This window comes from Catenulispora pinisilvae, assembly GCF_015356865.1.
Classification (GTDB): domain Bacteria; phylum Actinomycetota; class Actinomycetes; order Streptomycetales; family Catenulisporaceae; genus Catenulispora; species Catenulispora pinisilvae.
This window is the reverse complement of the sequence record NZ_JAAFZA010000221.1, coordinates 1-17,291: the sequence shown is the minus strand read 5'-3', so window position 1 is coordinate 17,291 and position 17,291 is coordinate 1. Positions and strand designations below refer to the sequence as shown.

At 67.7% G+C, this 17,291-nt stretch carries 18 protein-coding genes and 2 pseudogenes; 9 read left to right on the top strand and 11 right to left on the bottom strand.

What is annotated here, in order from left to right; genetic code table 11:
- The 3 genes from IZR01_RS38975 to IZR01_RS38965 all read right to left on the bottom strand — a co-directional run.
- The coding region (locus tag IZR01_RS38975; RefSeq protein WP_194926786.1) for a S8 family serine peptidase at positions 1 to 762 on the bottom strand (762 nt) is incomplete at its 3' end.
- A 107-nt stretch (positions 763 to 869) separates the two neighbouring features.
- Positions 870 to 2,246: a hypothetical protein gene (locus IZR01_RS38970; protein ID WP_194926785.1), complete on the bottom strand. Its 1,377-nt coding sequence runs from the start codon at positions 2,244 to 2,246 to the stop codon at positions 870 to 872.
- Positions 2,243 to 2,716 (bottom strand): hypothetical protein, encoded by a 474-nt coding sequence (locus IZR01_RS38965; protein ID WP_194926784.1) that lies wholly within the window; start codon positions 2,714 to 2,716, stop codon positions 2,243 to 2,245. The genes IZR01_RS38970 and IZR01_RS38965 overlap by 4 nt, the downstream gene beginning before the upstream one ends.
- Positions 2,717 to 2,853: 137 nt before the next feature.
- On the opposite strand from IZR01_RS38965, the gene rpsO reads away from it, so the two are divergent.
- From rpsO to IZR01_RS38935, 6 genes are all read left to right on the top strand, one after another.
- The gene (rpsO, locus tag IZR01_RS38960) at positions 2,854 to 3,123 is read left to right on the top strand and encodes a 30S ribosomal protein S15 (RefSeq protein ID WP_194897886.1); all 270 of its coding nucleotides are present in this window, start codon (positions 2,854 to 2,856) and stop codon (positions 3,121 to 3,123) included.
- Positions 3,124 to 3,443: 320 nt separating this feature from the next.
- Complete coding sequence (locus tag IZR01_RS38955) at positions 3,444 to 5,666, top strand: polyribonucleotide nucleotidyltransferase (RefSeq protein WP_194897887.1); 2,223 nt, start codon at positions 3,444 to 3,446, stop codon at positions 5,664 to 5,666.
- A gap of 5 nt (positions 5,667 to 5,671) precedes the next feature.
- A complete protein-coding gene (locus IZR01_RS38950) occupies positions 5,672 to 6,991 on the top strand; it encodes a M16 family metallopeptidase (RefSeq protein WP_194897888.1) in 1,320 nt (439 codons plus the stop codon).
- Positions 6,988 to 7,755 carry a 4-hydroxy-tetrahydrodipicolinate reductase gene (dapB, locus tag IZR01_RS38945; protein WP_194926783.1) on the top strand — a complete coding sequence of 256 codons (768 nt, stop codon included), beginning with the start codon at positions 6,988 to 6,990 and terminating at the stop codon, positions 7,753 to 7,755. The genes IZR01_RS38950 and dapB overlap by 4 nt, the downstream gene beginning before the upstream one ends.
- Positions 7,756 to 7,785: 30 nt before the next feature.
- On the top strand, positions 7,786 to 8,229 hold the full coding sequence (locus IZR01_RS38940; protein ID WP_194897890.1) for a tetratricopeptide repeat protein: 444 nt from the start codon (positions 7,786 to 7,788) through the stop codon (positions 8,227 to 8,229).
- Between the two features lie 158 nt (positions 8,230 to 8,387).
- Positions 8,388 to 9,890, top strand: a complete 1,503-nt coding sequence (locus tag IZR01_RS38935) for an alpha/beta hydrolase (RefSeq protein WP_194926782.1) — start codon at positions 8,388 to 8,390, stop codon at positions 9,888 to 9,890.
- On the opposite strand, the gene IZR01_RS38930 is transcribed toward IZR01_RS38935, so the two are convergent.
- Positions 9,845 to 10,855 carry an oxygenase MpaB family protein gene (locus IZR01_RS38930; protein WP_194926781.1) on the bottom strand — a complete coding sequence of 337 codons (1,011 nt, stop codon included), beginning with the start codon at positions 10,853 to 10,855 and terminating at the stop codon, positions 9,845 to 9,847. The genes IZR01_RS38935 and IZR01_RS38930 overlap by 46 nt on opposite strands.
- A 90-nt stretch (positions 10,856 to 10,945) precedes the next feature.
- On the opposite strand from IZR01_RS38930, the gene IZR01_RS38925 reads away from it, so the two are divergent.
- Positions 10,946 to 11,584: a TetR/AcrR family transcriptional regulator gene (locus IZR01_RS38925; RefSeq protein ID WP_194926780.1), complete on the top strand. Its 639-nt coding sequence runs from the start codon at positions 10,946 to 10,948 to the stop codon at positions 11,582 to 11,584.
- Between the two features lie 295 nt (positions 11,585 to 11,879).
- On the opposite strand, the gene IZR01_RS38920 is transcribed toward IZR01_RS38925, so the two are convergent.
- Complete coding sequence (locus IZR01_RS38920) at positions 11,880 to 12,632, bottom strand: alpha/beta fold hydrolase (protein ID WP_194897894.1); 753 nt, start codon at positions 12,630 to 12,632, stop codon at positions 11,880 to 11,882.
- A gap of 154 nt (positions 12,633 to 12,786) precedes the next feature.
- On the bottom strand, positions 12,787 to 13,191 hold the full coding sequence (locus IZR01_RS38915; protein ID WP_194897895.1) for a RidA family protein: 405 nt from the start codon (positions 13,189 to 13,191) through the stop codon (positions 12,787 to 12,789).
- An 80-nt stretch (positions 13,192 to 13,271) separates the two neighbouring features.
- On the opposite strand from IZR01_RS38915, the gene IZR01_RS38910 reads away from it, so the two are divergent.
- A complete protein-coding gene (locus IZR01_RS38910; protein WP_194926779.1) occupies positions 13,272 to 14,165 on the top strand; it encodes a LysR family transcriptional regulator in 894 nt (297 codons plus the stop codon).
- A 51-nt stretch (positions 14,166 to 14,216) separates the two neighbouring features.
- A complete protein-coding gene (locus tag IZR01_RS38905; RefSeq protein WP_194897897.1) occupies positions 14,217 to 14,867 on the top strand; it encodes a flavin reductase family protein in 651 nt (216 codons plus the stop codon).
- A gap of 66 nt (positions 14,868 to 14,933) precedes the next feature.
- On the opposite strand, the gene IZR01_RS38900 is transcribed toward IZR01_RS38905, so the two are convergent.
- From IZR01_RS38900 to IZR01_RS38880, 5 genes and pseudogenes are all read right to left on the bottom strand, one after another.
- Entirely contained in the window at positions 14,934 to 15,239 is a 306-nt protein-coding gene (locus IZR01_RS38900; protein WP_194897898.1) for a hypothetical protein, read from the bottom strand.
- A gap of 113 nt (positions 15,240 to 15,352) precedes the next feature.
- Positions 15,353 to 15,961, bottom strand: a complete 609-nt coding sequence (locus IZR01_RS38895; protein ID WP_194897899.1) for a GTP-binding protein — start codon at positions 15,959 to 15,961, stop codon at positions 15,353 to 15,355.
- Between the two features lie 15 nt (positions 15,962 to 15,976).
- A pseudogene (locus tag IZR01_RS38890) lies at positions 15,977 to 16,312 on the bottom strand (DUF742 domain-containing protein); the annotation flags it as partial.
- 79 nt (positions 16,313 to 16,391) lie between these two features.
- A complete protein-coding gene (locus IZR01_RS38885) occupies positions 16,392 to 16,805 on the bottom strand; it encodes a roadblock/LC7 domain-containing protein (protein ID WP_041543529.1) in 414 nt (137 codons plus the stop codon).
- Between the two features lie 21 nt (positions 16,806 to 16,826).
- A pseudogene (locus tag IZR01_RS38880) lies at positions 16,827 to 17,291 on the bottom strand (hypothetical protein); the annotation flags it as partial.

Sequence of the window (17,291 nt, the reverse complement as noted above, 5' to 3'; positions counted from 1 at the left end):
CACATCCAAAATCCCCGCCCCATACCGATCATCCCGAGCAGCCCCCCGCATAGCAGCAGGCTTATCAGCAGTAGCCTCCAAAGCGGCAACCACCTGCGGACCACTCCACCCCGGATGCGCACTCCGCACCAAAGCAGCCGCCGCAGAAACATAGGCGGTAGCCTCCGAAGTCCCATCCGAATACCCCACCCGCCCCTGATTATCATCCCGCAGAATATGAACGCCAGGTGCGACCAACGCCACGTCAGCCCCCGTATCGGACTGGCTCCACACATTCCCCGAACTATCAATCGCTCCTACGCCAACCACGCCAGGCCAGGCGGCTGGGTAGTACTGCTGTGGCGTGCCGTCGGAGCCAATAGCTGCGACCACAACGACGTCATGGTCAAGCGCATCCTGTACCGCGCGGTGGATGCCAGGGTCGTCCATGCTGAAGGTGAGCGCAAGATTAATCACACGCGACCTGTGTGAGATGGCGTACTCGATGGCTGGAATGATGCCAAATACGAGCCCGGTGCTCGTTCCGTCGGAAGCACGTACTGGAAGAATAGTTGAGTCTGGCGCCAGCCCTAATGTCTTTATACCGGAGCCGGCGATAAGCGTAGCCTCGCCAGTGCCGTGGCCGTAATTATCTAGGTCGATATGGCCATCGCCAATATTAGCTCCGGTTGTATCTGAGAAGTCTGCGCCCTGCAGAAGATTAACTGTAAGGTCACTATTCGGTCGTACGCCGGTATCGATTACTGCTACTTCTGCGCCCAAGCCGCGTGAGATTTTCCATACCTTACCTGCTTGGAGGTAGCGGAGCGCCCACTGACTGTCAGTCGACGCGCCGGCAGCGCTCATTGACGCCAAGGGTAGGATTAGTGCTAGTGATGCTCGAGCCATTCTGGAGTAATGACGCCGTCTGCGGGAACTGCGACCGTGTCGGGTAGCCATGCGCTCTTTCGCTCTTTGAGATAGGCCGGCCGAGGGCTACGTTCTTCGCGTGTGCGGTGCACGGGGCCTACGCCGCTGTAGGGAGGTGTCATTCCGGCATATTCGCTGCTCGACGAGTCAGGCTGATATGCGGGAGCATTCGAAGAAGGTTGCGAAGCGGTACTATCCTGGGTGTTGTCATGGCTGGCGTCGAAAATATCTGTAGGCTGGGGCTCGCTGTGCACGGGCGGGTTAGCCGTTTTTGCGGCAGTGAAGGGCGACCTGCGAGGATGTCCAAAACCTAAACGGTCTGTGATGACATCGCTGGCGGGTTCCTGCTCCGCTGTGGCTCGTGAAAGCGTGTCCGCATGCTTGTTATTAGGGCTATGCCCTTTTGGCTCTGCGTCCTCGCTGATCGAAGGTGTGCCGCCAGTGGTGTCCCCTGTCGTGGTGTCGGTTTTGGTCAGGGGTGTTGGCGTAAGGCTTTGGTCGGGAAAGTCCTTTGCCGCGCCTTTGGCTGGGCGCCCATTTTCCGCTTCTTGCGAAGTGTGGCTTAAAGCTTGGGCAGTTGTTGTGCTCTTCTCGAACTTGCTGGATGTATACCTAGGCGTTCTCGGTGAAGCTAGAGGCTGACCTTTTATGCTAGCCCTTCTGATGCTAAAGCTAGCTGCCCCCGCCCTTTGTTGCGATTCGCCTAGTTGGATATTTCCTACTTCTTTAAGTCTTGTTGAGTGTGCGTCGCCGTCAAATCCCTCGTCTGTATTTGCAATGGGAGGTAAGGTTGTCGGAGTGGGGGTGAAGTTCTCCGCGCGGAAGGTGCCAATATTCGAGAGTTGGCTACGGGTCTCGACGTACTGGGCGGCAATGCCGTTCACCACCTGAACCGCCTGCTCGTGGGCGGCTTGATAGGCGGCGTCCTGTCGTGCGGCTTCAAGTGCCTCGAACGGTGTCGTCGGGCGGCGCACTACATCTGTGATGCCGGGCTCGGGGAGCTCCGGCACGTTCATCATTTGATGTTGCTGCTCGGCGACGATCTGGGCGCATCGGCCGACGGCGGTTGCGGCGCCCATGGCGCTGTCGTGGAACTCCCGTGCCTCGGCGGCGGCGCGTCCCAATGTCGCCGCCGCCTGTTCCGCGGCTGGGCCTCTCCACCAGTTCGGCATGTCGGTCTGGGCGTGGGCCAGTAGGTCTGCGACGTCGCCGACTCGTTCTGCCAGTGATCGGAATGACTGGGGCATTGCCTGTATGGTTCCGACCTGCGGTGATGCTGCCAGGCTGCGTAGCTCGTCCAGTGTCATGCGGCTGTATGTGAACTGGGATTCGCTCACGGTTTCGCCTCTCCGCCGGGCCGGGTGTCTGGGCGCGTGCCTAGCTGTGTGCCGAGGCCCTGGCTGTCGCCCCAGCGCTCCTCGCGGGCGCAGGCGCTGTTGGCGACCTGCATTGCGGCGGCTGCGACGGCTTCGTCGGCGGCGGAGTAGGCGGCGTGGGTTCGTTCCGCGTAGGTCGTCATGGCGGTGAGCATTTCGTGGATGCGGTGGTACCAGTTCTGGAGGCGGTGGACTAGGTCTGCGTGGGTGTCGCCGAGGGGGCTGGCTTCGTTCAGCAGTCCATATACATATGTGGCGCTGTCTCCTTTATCTACGCGCCACGCCGCTGGGCCTGTGTGGAGGGTGGGGTCGATGGTGGGCCAGTGGTGGGCGTGGGCTGCGCCGAGGGTTGTTTCCAGGTCGGCTAGGGCTCGGCGGAGGTTGGTTAGGTGGTCCAGGTTGATGTGGAAGTTGTGGGTGGGGTTGTTCATGGGGTGTGGGGCCTCCCCGGGGTGTGGCGGTGGGGCGGGTGCGGGGCTGGTAGGGTTGGCAGTCGGCCGCGAGTTGTGTGGTTCCCGTGGAGACGACCGGGGACGCTCAGCGACCACAATCTTACGAGGAGTTACGGGTGTCTCTGGACGCAGCTACTAAGAAGAAGATCGTTGAGGACTACGGGACGAGTGCCACTGACACCGGTTCTCCCGAGGTGCAGATCGCGCTGCTCACGTACCGCATCAATGAGCTCACCGAGCACCTGAAGTTCCACAAGCACGACCACCACAGCCGGCGTGGGTTGCTGCTGCTGGTCGGTCAGCGGCGGCGGTTGCAGGGTTACCTGCAGAACACCGACATTGTGCGGTACCGGGCGCTGATCGAGAAGCTGGGGCTGCGGCGGTAGTCCTTGTTGTTGTGTCGTAGGAGCGGTTCGTCGTCACGGACCGCTCCTGTTGCGTACCCGCTGGGTGCTGGGCCGGACCAAGCTGATGACTTTTCCGGTTAGAGTGGGTACCGGAAAAGTTCAATACGTTTTAGGGAACTGAAGAGGCACTGCGCGACGTGGTTCGCGTCGAATGGCCGGTTGCGCCGATCTTCGGTAGTGGCCTTCGGGATGTTACGCACCCGTGGGCTTCGATCGAAGACCGGGCCGCCGCGTGGCGGCGTGGGTCCACGACAACCGCGTCCTCTTCAGTCCGCCGCATACGAACTGAGGAGTACCTCTTGTCCGAGGGTGTTTTCACCACCGAGGCCGTCATCGACAATGGTCCGTTCGGTCAGCGCACCGTGCGCTTCGAGACGGGCCGGCTGGCCCGTCAGGCCGCCGGGTCGGTCGTGGCCTACCTGGACGAGGAGACGATGGTCCTTTCCGCGACCACCGCTTCCAAGTCCCCCAAGGATTCGCTCGACTTCTTCCCGCTGACGGTGGACGTCGAGGAGCGCATGTACGCCGTGGGCCGGATTCCCGGCTCGTTCTTCCGGCGGGAGGGCCGGCCCAGTGAGGACGCGATCCTCACCTGCCGGCTTATCGACCGGCCGCTGCGGCCGTCCTTCGCCAAGGGCCTGCGCAACGAGGTGCAGGTCGTGGCCACGATCATGGCGCTGAACCCGGATCACCTGTACGACGTCGTGGCGATCAACGCCGCGTCGGCGTCCACCCAGCTGGCCGGCCTGCCGTTCTCCGGTCCGATCGGCGGCGTGCGCGTCGCCCTGATCCAGGACCGCTGGGTCGCCTTCCCGACCCACACCGAGCTCGCCGACGCCGTGTTCGACATGGTGGTGGCCGGCCGGGTGCTCGATGACGGCGACGTCGCGATCATGATGGTCGAGGCCGAGGCCACCAGCGAGACCGTGGCCCTGGTCGCCGGCGGCTCCACCGCCCCGACCGAGGAGGTCGTCGCCGACGGCCTGGAGGCCGCCAAGCCCTTCATCAAGGCGCTGTGCGTCGCCCAGCAGGAGCTGGCCTCGTCGGCCGCCAAGGCCACCGCGGAGTTCCCGCGCTTCCTGGACTACCAGGACGACGTCCTGGAGGCCGTGACCGCGACCGCCAAGACCGAGCTGGCCAACGCGCTGACCATCGCCGGCAAGCAGGAGCGCGAGGAGGAGCTGGACCGCGTCAAGGCGCTGGTCGTGGAGAAGCTCGCGCAGCAGTTCGAGGGGCGCGAGAAGGAGATCGGCGGGGCGTTCCGCGCGCTGACCAAGAAGCTGGTCCGCGAGCGCATCATCCGCGACCAGGTCCGCATCGACGGCCGTGGCGTGCGGGACATCCGTCCGCTGTCCGCCGAGGTCGAGGTCGTGCCGCGGGTCCACGGTTCGGCGCTGTTCGAGCGCGGCGAGACCCAGATCCTGGGCATCACCACGCTGAACATGCTCCGCATGGAGCAGCAGCTGGACACGCTGAACCCCGAGACGCGCAAGCGCTACATGCACAACTACAACTTCCCGCCGTACTCCACCGGTGAGACCGGCCGCGTGGGCTCGCCCAAGCGCCGGGAGATCGGCCACGGCGCCCTCGCCGAGCGTGCGCTCGTCCCGGTCCTGCCGGCCCGCGAGGACTTCCCCTACGCGATCCGCCAGGTGTCCGAGGCGCTGAGCTCGAACGGCTCCACCTCGATGGGCTCGGTCTGCGCCTCGACCATGTCGCTGCTGAACGCCGGTGTGCCGCTGAAGGCCCCGGTCGCCGGTATCGCGATGGGCCTGGTCTCGGCGGAGATCGACGGCAAGACCGAGTACGTCGCGCTGACCGACATCCTCGGTGCCGAGGACGCCTTCGGCGACATGGACTTCAAGGTCGCCGGCACCAAGGACTTCGTCACCGCCCTGCAGCTGGACACCAAGCTGGACGGCATCCCGGCCTCGGTCCTGGCCGCCGCCCTGAAGCAGGCCAAGGACGCCCGCCTGCACATCCTGGACGTCATGATGGAAGCCATCGACGTCCCGGACGAGATGAGCGAGTTCGCCCCGCGCATCATCTCGGTGAAGATCCCGGTGGACAAGATCGGCGAGGTCATCGGCCCGAAGGGCAAGATGATCAACCAGATCCAGGAGGACACCGGCGCCGAGATCACGATCGAGGACGACGGCACGATCTACATCGGTGCCGCCAACGGCTCGGCCGCCGAGGCCGCGCGGACCACGATCAACCAGATCGCGAACCCGACGATGCCGGAGGTCGGCGAGCGTTACCTGGGCACCGTGGTGAAGACCACGACCTTCGGTGCGTTCGTCTCGCTGATGCCCGGCCGCGACGGCCTGCTGCACGTCTCCCAGCTGAAGAAGCTGGCCGGCGGCAAGCGGGTGGAGAACGTCGAGGACGTGATCAAGGTCGGCGACAAGCTGCAGGTGGAGATCGCCGAGATCGACTCCCGCGGAAAGCTGTCGCTGATCCCGGTGCTCCCGGACGCTGAGGAGAAGCCGGGCGAGGCTGCTGAGGCGAAGGCCGAGTAACAGCCTTGTACCCGGTTGAGACCCTGATCGCCGGGCAGAACGGCAACGGCACTGTGCGCCGTACCGTTCTGCCCGGCGGTTTGCGCGTGGTCACGGAGACCATGCCCTCCGTCCGTTCGGTGACCTTCGGCATCTGGACCGGCATCGGCTCCCGCGATGAGCACCCCGAGGAGTCCGGCGCCACCCACTACCTGGAACACCTGCTGTTCAAGGGCACCGCGAAGCGTTCGGCGCTGGAGATCTCGGCGGCGATCGACGCGGTCGGCGGCGAGATGAACGCCTTCACCGCCAAGGAGTACACGTGCTATTACGCGCGGGTGCTCGACACCGACCTCCCGCTGGCCATCGACGTGGTCTGCGACCTGGTCACCTCGGCGCTGATCCGGCCCGAGGACGTGGCCTCCGAGCGCAACGTCATCCTCGAGGAGATGGCGATGACCGAGGACGAGCCCGCCGACCAGATCCACGACGAGTTCGCCTACGCCCTGCTCGGCGACTCGCCGCTGGGCCGGCCGATCCTGGGCTCGGTGGAGTCGGTCAACGCCCTGACCCGGGACACGATCGCCGAGTACTACCACTCCCACTACACCGACGACCACCTGGTGGTCTCGGCCGCCGGCAACCTCGACCACGAGGTCGTGGTGGCCCTGGTGGACCAGGCGTTCGCCCAGGGCCGCGGCTCCCGGGACGCCGGCCGCCGGCCGGTCGTGCCGCGCATCGGCGGCGACTGCGGGGTCTCGCACTCGGGCCTGCGCCTGGTCGGCAAGGCGACCGAGCAGACCCACGTGGTGCTCGGCGTGCCGGGTGTGGCCCGCAACGACCAGCGCCGCTACCCGCTGGGCATCCTGTCCACGATCCTCGGCGGCGGCATGTCCTCGCGGCTGTTCCAGGAGGTCCGCGAGAAGCGCGGCCTGGCGTACTCGGTCTACAGCTTCTCCACGCACCACGCCGACTGCGGCATGTTCGGCGTCTACGCCGGCTGCCAGCCGGAGAACTTCACCGAGGTGTTGAAGATCTGCCGCGACGAGGTCCTGAAGGTCGCCGACGGCGGCGTCACCGAGGAGGAGCTGCAACGGGGCATCGGCCAGGTGCGCGGCTCCACGGTGCTCTCGCTGGAGGACACCGGCTCGCAGATGACCCGGATAGGGAAGAACGAACTCGTCTACGGCGAACACCTCACCATCGAGGAACTGCTGGAGCGGGTGGAATCGGTGACGATCGAGGACGTCAAGGAGGTCGCGGAGGAGTTCCTGCGGCAGCCCCAGGCGGTCGCGGTCATCGGGGACTACGAGGACGCTTCATCGTTCGAAGGGGCACTAGGGTGACAGCCGCTCTCGGTCAGAGTGTCGTGAAGGTCGCGGTGTTCGGCGCGGCCGGCCGGATGGGGCAGGCCGTCTGCCGCGCCGTGCTGGACGCGCCCGGGCTGGACCTGGTCGCGCAGATCGACGCCGACGACGACCCGCGGCGCGCGGTCGAGGCCGGGGCCCAGGTCGCGGTCGACTTCACGCACCCCGGCGTGACCGTGCAGAACATCGAGTTCTGCGTCCGGCACGGCATCGACGTCGTGGTCGGCACCTCCGGCTTCGACGAGGCCCGGCAGGAGCAGGTCCGCACGCTCCTGCCCGGCACCGACGTCCGGGTCCTGGTGGCCCCGAACTTCTCCATCGGCGCCGTGCTGATGATGCGGTTCGCGGCCAGCGCCGCGCCGTACTTCGAGAGCGTGGAGATCGTCGAGCTGCACCACCCGGACAAGGTCGACGCGCCCTCGGGCACCGCGACCCGCACCGCGGAGCTGATCGCCGAGGCCCGGGCCAGGGCCGGAAGTGCGCCGATGCCGGACGCTACGAAGACTGGTCTGGACGGAGCGCGCGGCGCGACCGTCGAGAGCGTCCCGGTGCACTCGGTCCGGCTGCGCGGCCTGATCGCGCACCAGGAAGTGCTGCTCGGCACGGTCGGCGAGACCCTGACGATCCGGCACGACTCGCTGGACCGCGCCTCGTTCATGCCCGGTGTGGTCCTGGCCTGCAAGAAGATCGCGACGCTCCCGGCCGGCCTGACCGTCGGCCTGGACGCGCTGCTGGATCTGTAGAACCCCGCGATAGGCACCTAGGCACCCCTCATGCGCAACCGCACCACGGCCCTGATCCTGGTCGTCATCCTGTGCTTCTACCTGCTGCTGGCCGTCCAGCGCGGCGTGTGGTTGATGGCGACCGGCAAGCCGGTGCTGGTGCTGTTCGGGATCGGCGTGCTGATGCTGCCGGTCGTGGGCGTCTGGTTCGTGGTCACCGAGGTGCGGATGGGCAACGCCTCTTCGCGCCTCGGTACCCGGCTGGAGGCCGAGGGGTTGTGGCCGACGGAGGAGATCCCGCGCCGGCCGTCGGGGCGGCCGGATCTGAAGGCGGCCGACGAGATCTTCGAGAAGCGCAGGGCCGAGGTCGAGGCGGATCCGGAGAACTGGCGCGGATGGTATCGGTTGTCGTTGGCCCACAACGACGCCCGCGACCGGTCCAGAGCGCGTAAGGCGTTGCGGAAGGCCATCGAACTGGACCGGTCGCGGGGCTGACCCGCCTGCCGGTTCCGGTATGCCGCCAGACTCCTGCGGACATCGCGCTCCGTAAGTGACCATCTCGATCCGGTCACGATCGCAACGACTGTGGGAATCCGCCTCGTCCTGTCTCCCGGCGGTCGGTGTTCCGCCGACCGCATGACACGGGAGGCGGAATGCGGAGACAATTCGCAGTGCTCGGAGCGATCGCTTTGATCGCGGCCGGGCTGGCGGCGCCCGCGCAGGCGACGGCGGCGCCGCTCGCGGGGTACTACGGGCAGAGGCTGGACTGGCAGCCGTGCGCGGGGAGTCCGGGGTTCGAGTGCGCGACCTTCGTCGTGCCGCGTGATTACAGCCGACTCGGAGCCGGCGACTTCCGGCTGCCGGTGATCAAGAAGCCCGCCGGCGATCCGGCCCATCGCGTCGGGAGCCTGATCCTCGACCCGGGTGGGCCCGGCGATTCGGGCCTGGCGGACCTGCCGGGGGACGTGTCGTCGATGGGCGCCTCGGTGCAGGCGGACTTCGACGTCGTCTCCTGGGACCGGCGGGGGATCGAGGGCAGCGACCCCGCCTTGACCTGCATGGATACCGCCGCGACCGACGCCTACACGCACCTGGACCCGGCGCCGTCCACCCGAGCGGGAGTCGCCGCGCTGGTCAAGGCCGGGCGGAACTTCACGGCGGCCTGCCGAGCGAACTCCGCCCCGGGCCTGCTGGGCCAGATCGGGTCGATCGCGAACGCCCGCGACATGGACATCCTGCGGGCGGTTCTCGGCGACAGCAAGATGAACTACCTCGGCTACTCCTACGGTTCGTTCCAGGGGCTCGTCTATGCCGAGCTGTTTCCAGGGCGTATCAGGACCGTGGCGGTGGATGGCATCTTCGACCCCTCTCTCACCGCCACTCAGATGACGGTCGAAGGTGCGCTGTCCGAGGAGAGCGAATTGCAGCATTATGCCGATGTCTGCAATACGACGCCCGGCGTCACCTGCCCCGCTCCCACCCCGGCCGGCATCATGGCTTTGATCGACAAGCTCCAGCAGCAAGTGAAGACCTCGCCGCTGCCGGCTCAGGGGACCACGCGCACCGTCGGGCCCAATGAGCTGGCGACGGCACTGCGGCTCAACGGTATTGCGCCGGGTGCTTTCTATGCGCTGACCGGTCCCGCGCTCTCCGCCGCGGCTGCCGGCGACGGTACGCAGCTCCTGGGCGTGGCAGACGCGTTGAACAGCCGCGCTCAAGGAGCTCCGGGGCCGGTGACCGGTTACCTCGACAGTTTCCAGGACGACGCCGCGTTGTTCTGCGTCGATCGGCCCTGGCCGAGCGGAACGGCCGCCTACGGGTCGCTCCTGGCTGCCGCCGAAGCCGCGTCACCACACCTCGGTGCCGCGCGCACGACCATGGGGCTGCCCTGTGGCTCCTGGCCGACCGCCGATCTCCCGCATGCGGTCCGGGCGCCCGGCACGCCGCCGATCCTGGTGGTGTCGTCGACAGGCGACCCCGTCACGCCCTACCAGTGGGGTGTCCGGGTGGCCGACACCCTGGCGAACGGAGTCCTGCTCACCTCGGAGTCGCACGGCCACACCGCCTATGGCAGCAACGGATCGGCGTGCCTGGACGCGCATGTCGACGACTACCTCGTCAACGCCGTGCCGCCGGCACCCGGCACGGCCTGCTGACCGGGGCGGCGTGAGCCCATCGTGCCGTGAAGTTCCCGGGCTCGCGCGGGGCTGACGATCGCCGAGTCCTGCGGCGGCGCTGATTTGTAGTGCTGCCGCAGGACTTTGCCGGTCACCGGGGCGACCGGAGCGATCACGTTGACTCCGACCCACGGCTTCTTGGCGATACGCGTTCCTATGCGGATGAACGGCTGCGCTACACGGATGCCGAAGTCTATAAGCCGCCATTGGTGGAAGCCTCCGGTGCGGCGCATCCAGGTCGGTAGAGAGTGGATGCTCAGGATCGCTGTGAAGCGTGAGGCCGCCCAGACCCGGAAGCCCACCTTCTTGAGCGGCGGGTAGAGCAGGTAGTGCATTCCGCGGTGTGCGCGTTCTGAGGAGCACAACTGCGGACGCACCTTCTCGAAGTACGCCTTCACTTCCTCGCGATTGCGCGGGACCTCTGCGGGGTCACAGGTCTGGAGCTCGGCGGCGATCCTGCACTCGGCCCAGTAGCGGTCCTCATCGGCTTTGGACAAGCGGCCGGGACCGTAGAGCTCGTAGCACTTCAGAACACTGTGCCAACCGGTAATGTGGATCCATAGCTGGGAGTCCGGGTTGTTGGCGCTATAGCGTTTCCCGGTAATGGGTTCCACGCCACTGGCTTTGGCATGGATACGCATTAGGAACTCCGCAGCCTGAACCACAGTGCGGCTGTCTCCAACCGCGACCGTGAGGAAGTAGGCGAGGGTCTGGTCGAGGCGGCCATGCGGATCCTCATAGATGCCGCCGCTGTCGGCGACCGCCGCGGCCAGCGGAGGGTCGAAGTGCTCGAGCACCACGGCCCGCTGGAAGCCGATGAGCGAGGTCGGCGACGTCCAGACCTTCCAGCTCACCGAGTCCGGGCCGAAGAAGCCGTTGTCGAGGCTGCGCAGTGGTCCGCGCTCGGGAGAGACGGGGACGTCTTCGGCGCTGGGGTGGGGCATCTTGCGTGCCTCCTCTACAGTGGACGCCGGGAATTACTACCGGCGCGTAGCAATATGCTACGCGGACGTAGCTTTGTAAAGGGGCCGGGTGTGGCGACGGAGAACGGGCGGCGGCGCCGCGAGTACGCGCCGCGGGTGCCGATCGAGCAGCGCCGCCGGGAACTGCTGGACGCGGCGCTGCGCATCGTGGTCCGGGACGGGCACGGCGCGGTGACCATGGAGGCGGTGGCGGCGGCTACCGGAGTCACGAAGCCGGTGGTCTATGGGGTGTTCCCTAATAGGGAATCGCTATTGGGGGACCTGCTTCGGCGCGAACAGGCGGCGGCTCTGGAGCAGTTGGTGGAGCTGTTGCCCGCGCTGCGTAAGGGTTTGGCGGCTGGCGCGCATCCCGCGGATGTCCTTGCAGAGGCCCTGGACGGGTTCCTGGCCGCGGTGCGGGCCGCGCCGGAGCGTTGGTCCTGCGTGGTGTTGCCGATGGCGGATATGCCGGCGCAGTTCAACGCGGCGCGGGAGGAGACGCGGGGCCTGGTGCTGGCTTCCGCGCAGGAGCTGGGGCGGTGGATCACGCGGACGTTCGATGCGCCGGCGGATCTTGATCCGGAGTTGATCGCGCACACAGTGGTGACCCTCGCCGAGATGGCTGCTCGGCTGGTGCTGACCGATCCGGAGCGGTATGAGCCCGCTCGGTTCGTGAAGGGACTGCGGGCGGCTGTGGGGCTGGTGCAATAGGGCTGGTGCAGTGGGTCGCGATCCGCGCACGCTCCAAGAGCGACCGAGGATTGGTGGCCGGTCTGGCGAGGCGGCGCAGCCGCCGCAGCGCACGGAAAACTCGGCGGGAACGAGGCTGGGCGTGCCGGACGCATGCCCTCGACCTGGCCCGCGCCTGCGCGCAAATCGGCACGAGCGTCGTGGGCGATGGGCTTGCAAGCGCAGCGCCGCAAGGCACCGGTGCGGCCAGGCTCGGAGCTCCGACGCTGGTTTCCCAATGTCGCTCAGCCCGCCCGGCCACCAATCCTCGGTCGCTCTAAATCTGCGCCAGACTCGTCGGCCAGCGCCGGCCGCGCCAGTCCTGAAGGAAGTCCTCGACGCGGTCGGCGACCGCGTCCCGCTGGGTCAGCATGAAGAACATGTGGCCGCCGCGGAAGAATTCGATCTCGGAGTCGCGGATGCCGACCCGGGTGGCCAGGGCGGCGGCCGGCTTCATGCTGCGGTCGCGGCGGCCGTGCAGGATCAGCGTCGGTGCCTGGATCTCGGGCAGCCGGTCGGTGCCGTCGTAGGACGTGCTGGCGGCCAGTTGGCGCTGGTGCGCGTAGTGCGGTTGTCGGCGCTCGGGGCTGACTCCCGGCAGCAGGTGCAGGCGCTTGGCGAGTCCGAGGACGCGGGCTGGGACCGACTTCCGTAATCGGCCGGTTCCGGTGGCCGCCGTGGCGATCAGCACCATGCGGTCGATGCGGGCGGGGTGGGCGGCGGCGATCTCCAGGGCGATGCGGCCGCCCATCGAGACGCCGACCAGGTGGGCGCGGGGGAGGCCGAGGGCGTCCATCAGGCCGACGGTGTCCTCGGCCATCATCGGGATCGAGTATGGGATGTCGGGCTTGTCGGTGCGGCCCGCTCCGCGGTTGTCGAAGGTGAGGACGCGGAAGCTGCGGGCCAGGCGCCCGGTGAAGGGGGCGAAGACGGTCATGTCCACGCCGAGACCGCCGACGAAGACCAGCGGCGGGCCTTCACCGTGGATCTCGTAATAGACGTCGACGTCGCCGACCCGAACCGATGGCACGCTGCCAGGATAGGCCCGTTGTGGGCCGCTGACCTGAGAAAACGGATTCGATCCGGTATCAGATCGCCGGATCGGACATCGTGCCGGATCCGGTGTCGGATCAGGGATCGGATCCGATACCTGATCACCGGCGGAGCCGATATCGGATCAGGGATCAGATGACGGCGGTGGCCTCCACCTCGATCAAGGCGTCGGGCAGGAAGAGCGAGGAGACCTGGACCGTGGTGCTGGTCGGCGCGGGCAGGCCCGGGAAGTACTCCGCGCGCACCTCGCCGTACTCGCGGATGCGGGAGATGTCGGTCAGGAACGTGCGCAGGCTGACGACGTCCGCCAAGCCGGCCCCGTGCGCGGCCAGCACCTCGCCGATCAGGTCCAGCACCCGGCGGGTCTGGGCGCGCAGGTCGTCACCGCCGACGATCTTGTGGTCGGCGTCCCACGCCACCTGGCCGGCCAGCATCAGCAGGGTGCGCTCGCCGAGCGGGATCACGGCGATGTTGGAGAAGGCCTTGGTCGCCGAGGAGGGGACGCCGGCGGGGTTGTCGAGCGTGAAAGCAGTCATGCGGCGAAGCTATGCGGGCCGGAGCGATACCAGTAGCGAATAGTCTGCATGCATCCCATGCCCGGCTAGCATGGCTTGTCATGGACACCGCGCTGCTCGAAGTCTTCCTGGAGGTCGCGCGGCGCGAATCGTTCACCGCGGCGGCCGGCTCGCTCGGCTATACGCAGTCGGCGATATCGCGTCAGATAGCCGCGCTGGAGGCTTCGGTCGGCGCGCCGTTGTTCGACCGCCTCCCACGAGGCGTACGGCTGACCGAGGAGGGCCGGGCCCTGGTGCCGCACGCGACGGCCGTCGTCGGCCGTCTCCAGGCCGCTGTGGCCGATGTGCGGGCCGTCCGGACCCTGGGCGGCGGCCGGCTCCGGCTCGGGGCGATCCCGACCGCCGACATGACGCTGATGCCGCGCGCCATCGCCGCGTTCCGGCAGGCGCATCCGGCGGTCACCGTGACGCACGCCGAAGGGCTCACGCGCCGTCTGGTCGCAGACCTCCGCGAAGGGGACCTGGACCTGGCGGTCATCGGGACGGCGAGCGCGGAGCCGGTCTTCGAGGGGGTGCGGCTGCGCCGGCTGATGGACGACGCGCTGGCGGTGGCGCTGCCCCGCGGCCATCGGCTGGCCGACCGGGAGACGCTGTCGCTGGCCGATCTGGAGGGCGAGAACTGGATCGCCGGTCAGCCGCGTTCGCAGGACACGCTCATCGCCTCGGTGCAGAGCGGGGAGTTCCACCCGGGAATCCCCTTCGTGGTCCTGGAATGGTCGGCGAAGCAGGGGTTCGTGGCGGCCGGGCTCGGCATCACGCTGATCCCGACGCTGGGGGCCGAGAAGGTGCGGCCGGACGTAGTCGTGGTGGCGCTGGATCCGCGGGAGGTCGCACCACGGTCGGTGTTCGTGGCGACGCCCGAAGGTGTGGCTGACAGTGTGGCGGTCACGGCGTTCATGGAACTGCTGAAACCGGGCCCGGCGCCTGATCGGTGACAGGTCCGGAACCCGCCAGTACCGCAGGTCGGCGCGGCGGACGATTGATCCATGCACACCGTTCCCGGCATCAAAGTCCTTTACTTCGGTACCCCCGTCGTCCTGATCACGACCCGCAACGAGGACGGCACCCCCAACATCGCCCCGATGTCCTCGGCCTGGTGGCTCAATGGAAACGCCATGCTGGGGCTGGGGAACGCTTCACAGACCTCGGCCAATATCGCCCGCGAGGGTGAGTGCGTCCTGAACCTGCCGTCCTCCGACATGGCCTCGTACGTCGACCGCATCGCGCTGACCACCGGCCGCCTGGAGGTCGCGCCGTACCGGGCGGAGCAGGGCTACCGCACCGAGCGCGACAAGTTCGGGCTGGCCGGCCTGACCGAGCAGGAGTCGGAGCTGGTCTCACCGCCGCGCATCCTGGAGTGCCCGATCCAGATGGAGGGCCGCCTGGTGAAGGCGCACTCCTTCGGCGAGGAGCGGATGACCGCGTTCGAGGTGGAAGTACTGCGGACGCACGTGGAGGAGAAGCTGGTCATCCCCGGAACCCACTACATCGACCCCGAGGAGTGGGACCCGCTGATCATGAAGTTCTGCGAGTTCTTCGGCGGCGGGCAGCCGGTGCACACATCACGGCTGGCCGGGGGATGGCAGATGCCGCATACGCTGCGGAAGCTTTCGGTCGCGGAGAGTGCGGCCGCGTAAGAGCGTTTCCCGGAGCTGTGCTCAGAGCGTCAGCGCTCAGTCAGCCAGTGCTCAGTCAGTCGGCACTCAGTGCGTCAGCGTCAGCTTGATCGCCAGGCCTGGCAACAGCAGTCCGAACGCGCTGAACGCCAGCGGCCCGTTGGCCCCGCAGTGCAGCCGCCGGGTGGCGCCCTCGGGGACCTCCACCTGGACCTTCTTCGAGTACATCCCGTCCAGCGACAGCTCGACCAGGTGCACACCGGGGTCCACGGCGAACTCGGCCGCCCCGTTCTGTGCCAGCCGGCCGACCGAGATCCCGTCGATCCACACCTTGTACGGCCGCGGCCGCAGCTGGAACCCGCTGCGGCGGGTGAGGGTTATCGTCCCGGACATGCTCGACCTGCCTAATTCGGACACTGGTGGATATCAGTGGATGCAAGGAGCATAAACGCGAGGGCGGCACCGGTATCCGGTGCCGCCCTCGGCGTTACGTGATCGTCGCCTACCTACGATGCCGCCGCCGCTGCGAAGCGTGACATGGCGTGCTCCACCAGGCGGATCAGGGTCAGCTTGGTGGACTCCCGGCTGCGGGCGTCACAGGTGACCACCGGCACGTCCGGCGGGATCGACAGCGCCTCGCGGACGTCGGCGACCTCGTGGGTGAGCATGCCGTCGAAGCAGTTCACGCCGACGATGTAGGGCAGCCCGGCGTCCTCGAAGTAGTCGATGGCCGAGAAGCAGTCGGCCAGCCGGCGGGTGTCCACCAGCACCACCGCGCCGATGGCGCCGCGGCACAGGTCGTCCCACATGAACCAGAAGCGGTTCTGGCCCGGCGTGCCGAACAGGTACAGGATCAGCTCGCGGTCCAGCGAGACCCGCCCGAAGTCCATGGCCACCGTGGTGGTGACCTTGCCGGGCACGACGGTGAGGTCGTCGACACCCTCGGAGGCGGCGGTCATGACCGCCTCGGTGGTCAGCGGGGCGATCTCCGAGACCGCGCCGACGAAGGTGGTCTTGCCGACGCCGAAGCCGCCGGCGACGACGATCTTCACCGACGTGGTCGGGCCCACCGCGGGCTGCGGCTCGGGCGCCTGTCCGTAAGGGGAGTAATTCACTGCACGGCCTCCTTTCTACAGATTGCGGAGCCCGATGAGGACTCGTTCGAGGAGCGCGAGGTTGGGCTGACCGGTGTCGGTCTCGCCGGGCTGCTGGATGGTGACCAGGCCGGCATCCGACATGTCGCCCAACAGCACCCTGACCACCCCCAGTGGCATCCGCATCAGCGCCGCGACCTCGGCGACCGACTTCAGCTCGACGCACAGCTCGCAGATCCGCTGGTGCTCCGGCTCCCGGCCGGGCAGGCGCGATCGTCCGTTGTCCGTCGTCGATACCAACGCCTCGATGGGCAATTGGTAACGGGCTCGCGTGCGGCCCCGGGTCAGCGCGTATGGGCGGACGAGGGGCGAGGAATCGTGCGCGCTGCTCACGACCGCGTGCTCCTGTCGCTCGTCTGAGGTTGGGGAAGGGGAGTCACCTGGCGTCCTCTCAGCGCGGCAGCGACGACTGGAGCTCGGCGCGCAGCGCCGGCGTCAGGACGTCGCCGGCGCGTTCGACGAGCAGAGCCATTTCATAGCCGATCAGGCCCATGTCGCAATCCGAGGAAGCGAGTACGGCCAGAGCCGAACCATCCGAGATGGCCATCACGAACAGGAAACCACGGACCATCTCCACGACGGTCTGGGTCACGGCCCCGCCCTCGAAGATGCGGGCGGCGCCCTGGGTCAGCGAGGACAGCCCGCTGGCCACGGCCGCCAGCTGGTCCGCGCGGTCGCGGGGGAATCCGTCGGATACCGCCAGAAGCAGGCCGTCGGAGGAGACCACCACCGTGTGCGCGACCCCCGGGACGCGGTCCACGAAGTTGGTGATCAGCCAGTTGAGATTCCTGGCGGCTTGGGTCAGGTTCGGGTCGTTCACGGTTGCTCAGTCCTGCTTTCCTGGCTCAGGAGAACCGAAGGCGGCCGGGCCGTCGGACATGGGGTTGGCGGGATCGGAGGGCTGCGACTCGCCGGGGGTGCCGGCGGCGTCGCGGCCCTGGCGCAGCCCATTGTGGAAGCTGGCCAGGCGGGAGCGCACGGCCTCGGCCGAGCGGGCCGGGATCGGCGAGGGCGCGGTCTTGGCGGCGCCGGTGCCGTCCGCCGAGCCGGGCACCAGGTTGGACCGCGGGACGCGCTTGGGCAGGCCCTTGGGGGTCAGACCGGCCGCGACCGGCTTCTTGACCACCTCGGCGGCCTTCCAGCCGTCGTCGCCGGGTGACTGCCAGGCCTGGCCCGCGGAGCTCTGGTCGTCGTTCATGGGCTCCTTGGGTTCCTCGTGCGGCGCGGCGGGTCGGGCCGGGCCGCCGGGCGCGGTGTCGGCGGCTCCGGCGGCCGACGGCGGGGTCGGCGG

Coding starts and splice junctions, on each gene's coding strand:
- IZR01_RS38965 (WP_194926784.1), bottom strand. CDS start 2,716: ATGAACAACCCCACCCACAACTTCCACATCAACCTGGACCACCTAACC.
- IZR01_RS38940 (WP_194897890.1), top strand. CDS start 7,786: ATGCGCAACCGCACCACGGCCCTGATCCTGGTCGTCATCCTGTGCTTC.
- IZR01_RS38935 (WP_194926782.1), top strand. CDS start 8,388: ATGCGGAGACAATTCGCAGTGCTCGGAGCGATCGCTTTGATCGCGGCC.
- IZR01_RS38930 (WP_194926781.1), bottom strand. CDS start 10,855: ATGCCCCACCCCAGCGCCGAAGACGTCCCCGTCTCTCCCGAGCGCGGA.
- IZR01_RS38915 (WP_194897895.1), bottom strand. CDS start 13,191: ATGACTGCTTTCACGCTCGACAACCCCGCCGGCGTCCCCTCCTCGGCG.
- IZR01_RS38910 (WP_194926779.1), top strand. CDS start 13,272: ATGGACACCGCGCTGCTCGAAGTCTTCCTGGAGGTCGCGCGGCGCGAA.
- IZR01_RS38905 (WP_194897897.1), top strand. CDS start 14,217: ATGCACACCGTTCCCGGCATCAAAGTCCTTTACTTCGGTACCCCCGTC.
- IZR01_RS38900 (WP_194897898.1), bottom strand. CDS start 15,239: ATGTCCGGGACGATAACCCTCACCCGCCGCAGCGGGTTCCAGCTGCGG.